Annotated in this window: 4 protein-coding genes; 2 read left to right on the top strand and 2 right to left on the bottom strand. The window is 45.6% G+C overall.

Annotated features, from left to right (window positions below):
• Positions 1–71 precede the first annotated feature (71 nt).
• Positions 72–1259: an anion transporter gene (locus E5S67_RS01480; RefSeq protein WP_172184778.1), complete on the bottom strand. Its 1188-nt coding sequence runs from the start codon at positions 1257–1259 to the stop codon at positions 72–74.
• Positions 1260–1555: 296 nt separating this feature from the next.
• Here E5S67_RS01480 and E5S67_RS01475 point away from each other — a divergent pair, with 296 nt between their 5' ends.
• Positions 1556–5527 carry a PAS domain S-box protein gene (locus E5S67_RS01475; protein ID WP_172184775.1) on the top strand — a complete coding sequence of 1324 codons (3972 nt, stop codon included), beginning with the start codon at positions 1556–1558 and terminating at the stop codon, positions 5525–5527.
• 302 nt (positions 5528–5829) lie between these two features.
• Here the strand turns inward: E5S67_RS01475 and E5S67_RS01470 are convergent, their stop codons facing one another.
• Positions 5830–10278: a tetratricopeptide repeat protein gene (locus E5S67_RS01470; protein WP_172184751.1), complete on the bottom strand. Its 4449-nt coding sequence runs from the start codon at positions 10276–10278 to the stop codon at positions 5830–5832.
• 39 nt (positions 10279–10317) lie between these two features.
• Between E5S67_RS01470 and rpiA the strand changes: the two genes are divergently transcribed.
• Positions 10318–11034 (top strand): ribose-5-phosphate isomerase RpiA, encoded by a 717-nt coding sequence (rpiA, locus tag E5S67_RS01465; RefSeq protein WP_172184749.1) that lies wholly within the window; start codon positions 10318–10320, stop codon positions 11032–11034.
• Positions 11035–11042 lie beyond the last annotated feature (8 nt).

The raw sequence follows: 11042 nt of genomic DNA, 5'->3' as shown, positions 1-11042 counted from the left end.
AGTTGGCACAGGTAAAAGCGCGAGGCTAAAATTTAATTGTATGAGCACGATCGTGCCGGAATTATCGCCTTTTAATAGAGCCAAAAATAAGCTATTCCCAAAGTAACGAAAGTCAGCGGCAGCCCGAACCGCAAATGTTCTTTAAAAGTCAAATAATCGCCTGATTTTCCTGCAACTTCAGCTACAATTAAATTAGCCACAGAACCCAACAAAGTTAAATTACCCGCTAGAGTAGAACCCGCCGCTAACAACAGCCAAGCTTGTGTATCTGTTTTGACAATCACCGATTGCAGAACTAACACTGCCGGTACATTAGAAATTAAGTTAGAAAGAATTACTGTTACTCCCAACAAACTCAGCGGCGTACCAGTCAAATTAGTTAAATTGTCCAACAAACCCAGTTGTTGAGTTGCTTTAGTAACCACAAACAATCCCGCAAACATCACTAGCAAATTCCAGTCAACGCCTTGCAAAATGCGATCGGACTTGACACGCCTAGTGATTAACAATATACTCGCAGCAATCCAAGCAGATTCTGCTAAAGGTACTCCCGCCAAAAAAGCTACTAAAAGTCCTGCTGTCACCCACAAACTTTTTGCTAGTAAAGGTTTGAACAATCGATAGCGGACTTGGGGAACCTCCGGCAAAGATTTGCAAGAACGCACTTCTGGATAAAGCAACCACAGCCAAGCTACTTGAACCAGCAAACAAATTAAAGCTACCGGTGCGAGAGACCGGGCAAATTCTAAATAACTAATTCCCGAAAAAGAACCGACGAGAATATTTTGCGGATTCCCACTCACAGTCGCCACCGAACCTAAATTAGTACCTCCGGCTAAAGCCAAAAGATAAGGGATAGGATTGAGAGACAAAGAGCGAGTAAGACTCAGTGTTAAAGGGGCGAGCAAAATAGCAGTAGTGTCGTTGAGAAAAAATGCCGATAGAATGCCGCTGCCAAAAGTAATGGCTACCATAATGCCGAAAGGAGAACGAGTAAAGCGAGTTAAAAACTCCAAAGCGAGTTGAAAAAAACCCGATGCTCCCAAAGCCGAATTAACGATCATCATTCCCAGCAAAAAAACGATCGTACCTGGGTCGATTGCCTCCCAAGCAGTTTTGAGATCCAGTATCCCTAAAGCCACCGCCAAAGCTGACCCGACAATTGCCACCGCCGCCCGGTTCATCCGCAGTCCCGGCAAATATCCCAAACCGAATCCCAAGTAAGTCAGTCCCAATACTAGGTATTTGAGTGTTATCATATATACTTAAAACTATTGATTGCCGTTTTTTTCGATTGTCTGGGATGCTAAAAGTACAGACCGGGTAATTGCAGCTAAACCTGCTGGCATTGCAACTAGCGGGAAATATCGCCGGCAGACGGTCTACCAACTACAAACAAACAAAGTGGTTGCATTGGGAAGCGAAAAGCAGGGTGCTGGACAAGTTGTAAATTTATTACAACTTGTAACTTTTTTCAAACAACAGGTTTAATTTAGTTTCACAAGAAAGTTAAATTCCAGAAAGTAAAATTAATTACAGTCGAGTTAAGCTAAAAGTGTTTGCTAAAAAAAGTAATTCAAGCAACCCAGAAACCAACAATTCTCACTTAACCGACACGGAGGGCGAGCTCGCGGCAGCCAAACTTTCGTACGGTCAACAAGTCGAACAGGATTGGTATCTAACTCTCTACGACAATTTTCCTGGCATTTACTTCGTCCTAGACGCTTTGGGAAGAATTTTTTCGCTCAATCAATTCGGCGAGTCGCGCCTCGTATACAAATCGCAGGAATTAATTTGTCATTCAATTTTTAACATATTTTACTGCCAAGAGCAAGGGCAAATGCAGGCAGAATTTGCCGGATTGGCCCAGCCGGAAAACGGTACGGCAATTCCAAAAGTTGCCTGTTGGGAAGGTAATTTGACTTGCAAAGACGGCAGGATTATCGCGGTAAAAGCAACCGCGCGCGCAATGCTTGCGGTTGACTGGAAAATAGAGGAAAATACCAATGGTCGCTCAATTGCCAATTTCCAACTGCCGGCTGTACTGTTAGTTTGCGAAGAAATTAAAACCGCTTCGCAGTCATCGAGGCTATCGGTGCCACCCAAACAGAGAGAAAATTGGCGCAGTCCAACTTGGGCGATCGCAGAATTAGCCAAAAGTCAACTTAAACAACGCCACAATCTAGAAGGATTCATCCGCGAAGTAACAGAAACTGCTGTCAGTATTGTCAACTGCGATCGAGCCAGTATTTGGCTGTACGGCGAAGACAAAACGCATCTTCACTGCATCGACCTTTACGAACAAAATACTAAACTCCATTCCGTACAAATAATCATCACAGCCGCCGACTGTCCGGCATATTTTCAAGCTTTAAGCTCCGCAAGTGCGATCGCAACTGTGGCAGCAGAAAATGACCCGAGAACGCGAGAACTTGTCGGTTCTTATTTTGCCGATTGGGGCACCACGACTTCCCTGTTAAACGTACCGATTGTGCTGGCAGGTCAAATGGCGGGAATAGTCAGCGCCGAACGCCACGGTTCTGACGGCGATTGGACGGAAGAAGAACAGGAATTTACCCAAATATTAGCAGATTTTGTATCGTCAAGTTTGTCAGTTAGCGAAAGCTTTAAATTAGAAGCAATGCGACGCGAACAGCAGCAAAACTTGCTGACCAAATACTACGACCAACTAGAAGAAAGAGTAGAAAGACGCACTGCTGAACTAAAAAAAGCCAACCAAAAACTGCAACAAGAAATAATTAAAAGAAAACAAGCAGAAGCAGAAATGCGCCGGCAGCAACAAGAACAGCAAATTATTTTTGATTCCGTGCCGGCGATGATTTGGTACAAAGATACCGAAAGCCGCCTGCTGCGAATTAATCAAGCTGCCGCTGCATCGAGAGGTTTGCCCGCAGCTCAATTAGAAGGTAAATCTTTTTATGAAATATATCCAGATGAAGCAGAGCAATATTATTTAGAAGATTTGGAAGTAATCAATTCCGGTCTTCCCAAACAGGGTAAAGTCGAACTGCTGCCAACTGTCTCGGGTCAAAAATGCTGGGTGCGGACAGATAAAATACCTTACCGCGACGAAACAGGTAAAGTTGCTGGCGTGATCGTGTTTGCAGTAGAGATTACTGATTTAATTCGAGTGGAAAAAGAACTGCGAGAATATCGCGATCGCCTCGCAGAAAAAGTCGATAAACGTACTGCCTTGTACCGGCAAGCTATGGCCGCTTTGTACTCGGCAAATATGCAATTGAAACAGCTAATTAGCAACAGCTACTCCCGCCGCGAAAATGGCAGGAATACAGTAGTACCGAGCTTGCTTGAATCCGAAGCTTATTTTGAAGCAGTTGCCGTGGCTGACCGCGACACAATTTTGAGCGTCAGCAGCAATTTTGCCGAGCTGTTCGGTTACGAACCTGCGGAAATGGCGGGAATGAGCTTGCTGGAACTGCTGTCGCCGAAATCATACAAACAAGCAGCGCAAATGATTTCAGCGGCCACCAATACAGTCTGTGAAACTATTTTTCTCAGGCGAGACGGAACTGCTTTTCCCGCTGATGTGCGCAGCAAATTCGTATTGTGGGAAGGTCGTTTAGTGCAGGTGAAAGCAGTGCGAAACCTCACGGAACGCAAATTAATCGCAGCAGAATTAGAGCGATCGCGCTCTCTGCTGCACGCTACCTTGGAAGCAACTGCAGACGGCATCCTCGCCGTTACTACCGCCGGAGAACTGATTAGTTTTAACGAAAAGTTAGTCCAAATGTGGGGAATTTATGAAGAAGTTAGAAACTCAATGGATAGAACGGTGAGGCTGACATTTCTCACTAAGCAAGTTAAAGATCCGAGCGCTTTTTTGCAGAGAGTTAAAGAAATTTATAGCGATGCGGAGTCCGAAGGCTGCGATATTATTGAATTTAAAGACGGCCGAACTTTTGAGCGCTACACGCAGCCGATTCGAGTCGGACAAAATATTATTGGCAGGGTGTGGCGCTTCCGCGATATTACCTCTCGCGCAAAGGTGACGGCAATGTTGGGAGATTCTCAAAGGCGCTTTCGGGCAATTTTTGATTCTTCTTTCCAATTTGTGAGCTTGTTGAAACCGGACGGCACTCTGCTGGAAGCTAACCGAACTTCTCTGGATTTCGCGGGAATTAAGCTGCGGGATGTGGCAAATAGACCGTTTTGGCTATTGCCGTGGTGGGGAGATTCTGAGGAAGTGCGGGAACAGTTGCAAGATGCGATTTCTCGATCGGCAAAAGGTGAATTTGTTCGCTACGAAGTGGAACTTCAAGGTGCAAATCGGACGGCAATTGTTGATTTTTCTCTCAAACCGGTCGCGGATGAAACTGGCAAAATAGTATTGCTGCTGCCGGAAGGTCGGGACATTACTAAAAGTAAGCAAGCCCAAGTAGCGCTGCGGCAACAAATAGAACGGGAACGCCTGATCGCACAGATTCAATCGCGCATCCGTTCTTCTCTGGATCTCCAAGATATTCTCAACACTACAGTAGCGGAAGTCCGGGAGTTTTTGGCAACCGATCGCGTCCTGGTTTTCCGCTTCCGACCCGACTGGAATGGAGATGTGGTGGTGGAGTCGGTTGGAGAAGGATGGATTCCACTGAAGGGGGTGCCAATTGACGATTGCTGTTTTGCTAATACTTACATCGGACAGTATTTAAAGGGCCGCATTCGCGCCATAGAGGATGTTCATGCTTCTAATTTGAGCGAGTGTCACCTTAATTTTTTGGCGGCGTGTCAGGTGAAGGCAAATTTGGTAGTGCCGATTGTCCAGCAGGGAATGGAACCTCGGGAAGGTAACGGTTCTTGTCAAGTGCCGAAGTTGTGGGGTTTGCTGATTGCTCACCACTGTTCGGGACCCCGCCAGTGGCAGCAATTTGATATGGATTTGCTGAGTCAGTTGGGTACTCAAGTGGCGATCGCGATCGAACAATCTTTACTTTACCAACAGTTAGCTGCTGCTAACCAGCGGTTGGACGGGTTGGCGAATTTGGACAGTCTGACTCAATTAGCTAACCGCCGCCGGTTTGATGAGGTGATAAACGGGGAATGGGAGCAGTCTAGCTCTTCGGAACCGCTATCTTTGATTATGTGCGACATTGACTGTTTTAAACTTTACAACGACAATTACGGCCACCAAGCCGGGGATGCTTGTTTGCAGCAAGTGGCGCGGGCGATCGGGGATGCTTGCACGAACGCACCTGCAGAACGCCTCTATTTGGCTGCTAGGTACGGCGGCGAGGAATTTGGGATAATTTTGCCAAATACGGATATCGTGGCTGCACAGGCTGTTGCTGAGGGAATCCGCAGCCGCGTCAAAGCCTTGGCAATTCCCCACATCAAGTCTGTTGTCAGCGATTGCGTGACTCTCAGCTTGGGAGTTGCGGGCGTTTCGGAAAGTCAACATTCCCCGAAAATGCTGATTGAAGCGGCGGATAAGGCACTTTATCGAGCTAAGTCTGGCGGGCGAGATCGAGTGGCGATCGCGATTAGTGAGTAGTCAGGTTATTTTAGATTTTAGATTTTAGATTTTAGATTTGGGAATTACTGATGAAGCTGTTGGTTTGGAGCTTGTCTACAGTTGCATTCTTTTTTTGAAACTGGTATTACTAAAAAAACGATCGCCCTAACTGGCATAAAGTTAGTGCGATCGCGGTACTATGAATTAGCTATCTATTAATCTGATTCGGCGCGGAATTTTTACGCATTTCCACGAAGATTTTTACAAGACTTCACAGAAAGAGGAGTAGAGTGGCAGATGCGGAAATTTTTCCTTCTAATGACTAATGACTAATGACTAATCTATTTAGCTAACAGTTTTTGAAACACCTCATACATATCCTCAGCCAACTTTTTAGGATTCCATAAAGGGGCGAGATATTCTGGCTGTTTAGATTTTACTAAATGCTCTTTCACCGCATTTCTCAAACCCGCATCGCGGCCAAACTTAACTCCCCACTGCGTGTATTCCTCCCAACTCCAAGCCGCACCAACATCAAGATTTGCACTTTTCATAAAAGCGTAACCCATCCGCGAAAGATATTGGTCGCCAGATCGAGTTACCACTGGCAAATTCGCCCACAAAGCCTCTAAATTGTGAGTTCCCCCGTTGTAAGGATAGGAATCTAAAAGCACGTCGGCTACATAATAAATAGCCCGGTGTTCTTCCTCACTTCTGGTTTGCCCTATAAACTTAATCCGAGCAAAATCTACTCCCTGAATTTCGCATTCTTCGCGGTAAGTGCTGTGAATAACATCGGGGTCGCCTTGACCTTTGCGGATTAACAAACTCTCTGGTACTTCCTTAAGGATTTTAACTTGAGCTCGTACCATTTCGGGATTGGTTTTTCTCCCTGGCGCTACACACAGATAAGTCATTTGATCCAAGCCAATTCCGAGAGCATTTCTAATCGCCTCTCGGTTCACAGGAATGCTTTGCAGTTCGCCAATTGCTACCGAACAAACAGGCAATCTCACTAATTGTTCTAAGTAATTTTTTTCAACACCAGGGGGGTGAGTGTGTTCGTCGCACAGAAAGTAGTGATTATCTGAAATGTATGGTGCGTCGAATCCTAGCCAAGAAACGCAAATTCCCGCAGGATATTGGTATAAGACTTCGACATTTGTTGGCACTGTCATAGAGTCTAAGTCTATCAAAACATCCAAGTTGTCTTGCGCTACTTCGGCAAAGATTTCGCCGCCATCAGCAAAGCCGTTTGGATATTTTTTAGGCCAGTAAAACTTGCCCGCCATTTCTTCAAACCGCTGCGTAACTTCATCTCGATTGAGTTTCCCGGTGACGTAAAGGTGAACGTGGGGGGTAATGCGGCTTAATTCGCGGATTAAAGCTTCGCTGCACCAGCCTACCGAGTGGCGGCGGAAGTGTTTGGAAAGAAAGCCGATTTTTAAAGGCTGTTGTTTGATTTGGTAAGTGGCTGGCTTGATTCTGTTAATTTGTTGCCGCAGCGGGACGGCTTTTTTGTAGTATTCTTTGGCAATTAGTCTGTAGAAACTGGCATTTTTTTCGCGGTTGTCTCGCAGGTGAGAAACTGCAAACAGGAATATTTCGTAGAGCAGTTTTAGTTCGATTACGCTAAAGCTTTCCACCTTTTCGTAGCAGAGTTTTTCGATTTCTTCGAGTTTTTGAATAGCCTGTTTGCTGACACCGGATTGCAGGTAGGAAAAGACGTAGGCTGTAGCTGACATGACTGGGGCGACATCGCCGCAGTTTTCGCAGTATTTGTCGGCTACGTTGCGGGCTCCGGCAAGGTTGGTGGAATGGCTTAGCAAGTCGCACAGTTGTTGGTGGGCTTCGCTGAATTTGGGGTTGCATTGGATCGCCTTTTCAAAATTGGCGATCGCCTCCAACGGCTTATCTTGTTTCTGAATGTGTCCCATGCGGCAGTAAACCTCTGCCCAATCCGGTTTTAATGCCAAAGCTTGCTGATAGCTGGCTAAAGCTTCTTCCAGCCGTCCCTGCATGGAAAAACAACTGCCGAGGTTAGCGTGAACTTCCGGCCAATCGGGCTTGATTTTCAGAGTATTGCGGTAATTAGTAATTGCTTCGTCGTACTTGTTTTGCTGTAAAAAAGAGTTGGCTATATTGAAGTGCAAAACTTCTAATTGCGGCTTTAAAGCTACAGCTTTTTGATAGTAAGCGATGGCGGCGTCGAGATTGCCTTGTTGCGATCGCGCGCTGCCGATGTTACCGTAAGCTTCGGCCCAATCCGGTTTAATGGCGATCGCTTTTTCGTAGCTTTCGATGGCTTCGTCGCGCTTTCCTTCGCTGAAAAGTCGATTACCTAAGTTAAAGTGGAAGTCTGCGCCGACTAGCTGCGGGTTGAGTTCGGATGTTCTTTTAAAACAGGCGATCGCTGCTGCGATGTTGCCGTGTTTCTGATATACTTTCCCTAAATTCCAGTGAGCGCCCGCTAAATCTGGACTGAGGGCAATGGCTTGCTGGTAATGGGCGATCGCTTCTTCCAAACGCCCCATTTTGAAATACATACTGCCGATATTGGCCCGCACTTCCGCAAAATTTGGCTGCAATTCTAGGGCTTGAGAATATGAACGAATGGCAGCTTCAACTTTGCCTACTGCTTGCAAAGCATTGCCTAAAGTGACGTAAGCGTGAATGAAATCTGGTCGGATTTTGATCGCTTGCTGGCACGCGGCGATCGCCTCTTTAATTTTACCTTCAACTAAAAACTGTTCTGCCAGTTTTTTGTACGGTTCTACTTCTTGAAAATTGGCAACTTGCCCGCTATCTGGAACATTGAGCGAGGTAACTTGTTCGGAAACTTCGGCGGGGTTTGTAAACGGAGTATTTAAAGTCTCAGTGGTGGGCGCTGGCGGCAAATTGATGCTCGAAGGCTGCAAGCCGTAACCTTCATCTTTGTTGACAGATACTGGTTGCTGTTCCTCTAATTCTGTTTCTAATTCGATAAATTTGCTGTCGGTAGTTTCCCGCTCTTTTTGTGAGATCAAACTCGATAGTTTCTCAGCAGCGGTGGCATCTCCCGGTTGCAGTTGCAGCACTTTTTCATAGCAAGCAATTGCTGTATCTAACTTTCCTTGCTGCTGCAAAACGCTGCCCAGCATCAAATTAATCGAACACAATTTAGGATTAATGGCGAGAGCTTTTTGGTAATAATTTGCTGCCTGTTCCAATTGCCCTAACTTGTAATACATACTGCCGAGATTCGCGCTAGCTTCGGCAAATCTCGGCTGAATTTCTAAAGCTTGCAAATAAGCTTTAATTGCCATTTCCAGCTTGTCTTGAGCGTGCAGGGCATTGCCCATTGTCAAATAAGCCGGAGCAAAATTTGGTTTGAATTTAAGAGCGTGATTGCAACAGGCGATCGCACTTTCAAATTCTCCTTGCAAAACATAAACTTCCGCCAACTTTTTGTGAGATTCGACATCTTCCCCGTTAAACTCTAAAGCTTTCTTGTAATCTGCGATCGCCTCATCAAGCCTGCCTGCATCTTTCAGCCGATTTCCCTTGACAAAATAAGCTTGAGCTGCTTCTAAATCCACCAACGAATCCGTTATCATTTGCTCTGCCATTCTTACAGGTTGTACAGTAATACTATTCAGCCATTCTACCCACTGTCGGGATCGCACAGACCAAGTACACCCTCGATTTATATATTCTACCTGCTGTCTCAGATGATTTTCAGCAGTTGCGCCGCCCGCACCCGTTCCCTCATTTAAAACTCCGACTATCGCCTCTAAAAACCGCCTTGTATATCCCTCCCAATCTGGTTTACCAGCCCGCTTCCAATTAGTTATCGATGCAAAATTTTCCACCCCTGACATTGAAACTAGACGGGCAAATCCAGCAGTTGTTTCCGGCAAAGCTGCCAATTCACTCGTCACAATCCGGCAACCGCTGGCCATTGCCTCCATCACGGCAATAGATGAGGTTTCCAAATAGGTATTCGGGTAAGCTAAAACCGCGACTGAACGCAGTTGCCGGACGAGTTCGGGTTGCGGTACGGAACCGACGTACTCAACGCCTTCTGTTTCCTGACACTGGCGGTAAAGTTGACCGAAAAAAAGCTGGTTATCATTGTCGTCTATTTGGTGTACTTTCATGCTTGAAAATACTTTTAATCTGGTTCCGGGGACAGCTTGACGAATTTCGGGAAATACTTTTAACAAAATATCTAGTCCGCGAAATGGAGTGCTGGTGTAAGCTAAAATTGGCGGTCGAGATTTATAAGAGAGGATAGAAATATTATCGGCGAAAATGTTAGCAAAACAAGGTGCGATCGCATTTTTTAAAACACAACTGCGATTCGAGTCAATCCCAAAGCGCCGGTGAAATTGCTCGCGCTGCCAGTCGCTGACAAATACAAAGGCATCGCAAGCATTGATTTCTTGCTCATTCTTTAAATTTTCGAGGAATACAAAACCCGGTTCGTTATGAATCCACAAAATTAACTTAGTGCGATGCCCCAAAAGCGGCTTAACTTCCAGCGCTTTGCCGACTACATTGACTATAACTAAAAAATCGAGCGTTCGCAGCAATTCTAAATTAGATTTGTCCCCCACCCTGCGCCTGCAATCAACGCCGCGCGACATCCCAGACTCGGAAGTATTGTTAAGCAAAAATACCTCGTTTCCCTGTGCAGCCAAAGCCTCAGCTAAGTAACAAATAGCCGACTGAGTGCCGCCCAAAGGTTTGCAGTAAGGAGTTTCAATATTGTAATCCCAAGTGTAGGTATCGAGAAATCCGATTTTCATTAAATGGTATAATCTTAAAACTATTGAGGAGTACCGAACATGACCACAGAACAAGATCCCGTAAAAGTGATGAAACAGCAAGTCGGCTTTGCAGCAGCCGATCGCGTAAAATCTGGTATGATTGTCGGACTCGGCACGGGGTCAACTACAGCTTATACTATTCAAGCATTGGGCGATCGCATAAAATCAGGTGAACTCAAAGATATCAAAGGAGTGCCGACATCTTTTCAATCAGAAGTGTTAGCCAAACAGTACGGAGTACCGCTGACAACACTAGATGAAATTGACAAAATTGATGTTGCTATTGACGGCGCTGATGAAGTAGATCCCCACCTCAACTTAATTAAAGGCGGTGGCGCAGCCCACACCCGCGAAAAAGTAGTCGATTACCTCGCAACTCAGTTTATTGTAGTAGTTGACGGTTCCAAAATGGTTGATAAATTGGGTTCGACTTTTCGCGTTCCCATCGAAGTTATACCGATGGCATTAACACCAGTGATGCGCGCCATTGAAAAATTGGGTGGCAAACCCGAACTCCGCATGGGTGTGAAAAAAGCAGGCCCGGTAATTACCGATCAAGGTAATATGGTAATTGATGTCAAATTTGATGACATTGCCAACCCCGGAGAAATGGAAAAAAGCTTGAATAACATTCCCGGTGTGTTAGAAAATGGTTTGTTTGTAGACTGTACAGATTTGGTTTTAGTCGGCGAAATCAAAGACGGAAAACCCGTAGTACGGGAGATTTCTAAATAGTCAAAACT

This window comes from Microcoleus asticus IPMA8 (genome assembly GCF_013179805.1).
Lineage (GTDB): Bacteria > Cyanobacteriota > Cyanobacteriia > Cyanobacteriales > Microcoleaceae > Microcoleus > Microcoleus asticus.
The sequence above is the reverse complement of the archived record's forward strand: the minus strand, read 5'-3'. Positions and strand labels throughout refer to the sequence as shown.

Bases quoted from the DNA above. Each gene is read 5' to 3' on its own strand.
- E5S67_RS01480 (WP_172184778.1), bottom strand. From the start codon at position 1,259: ATGATAACACTCAAATACCTAGTATTGGGACTGACTTACTTGGGATTC.
- E5S67_RS01470 (WP_172184751.1), bottom strand. From the start codon at position 10,278: ATGAAAATCGGATTTCTCGATACCTACACTTGGGATTACAATATTGAA.
- rpiA (WP_172184749.1), top strand. From the start codon at position 10,318: ATGACCACAGAACAAGATCCCGTAAAAGTGATGAAACAGCAAGTCGGC.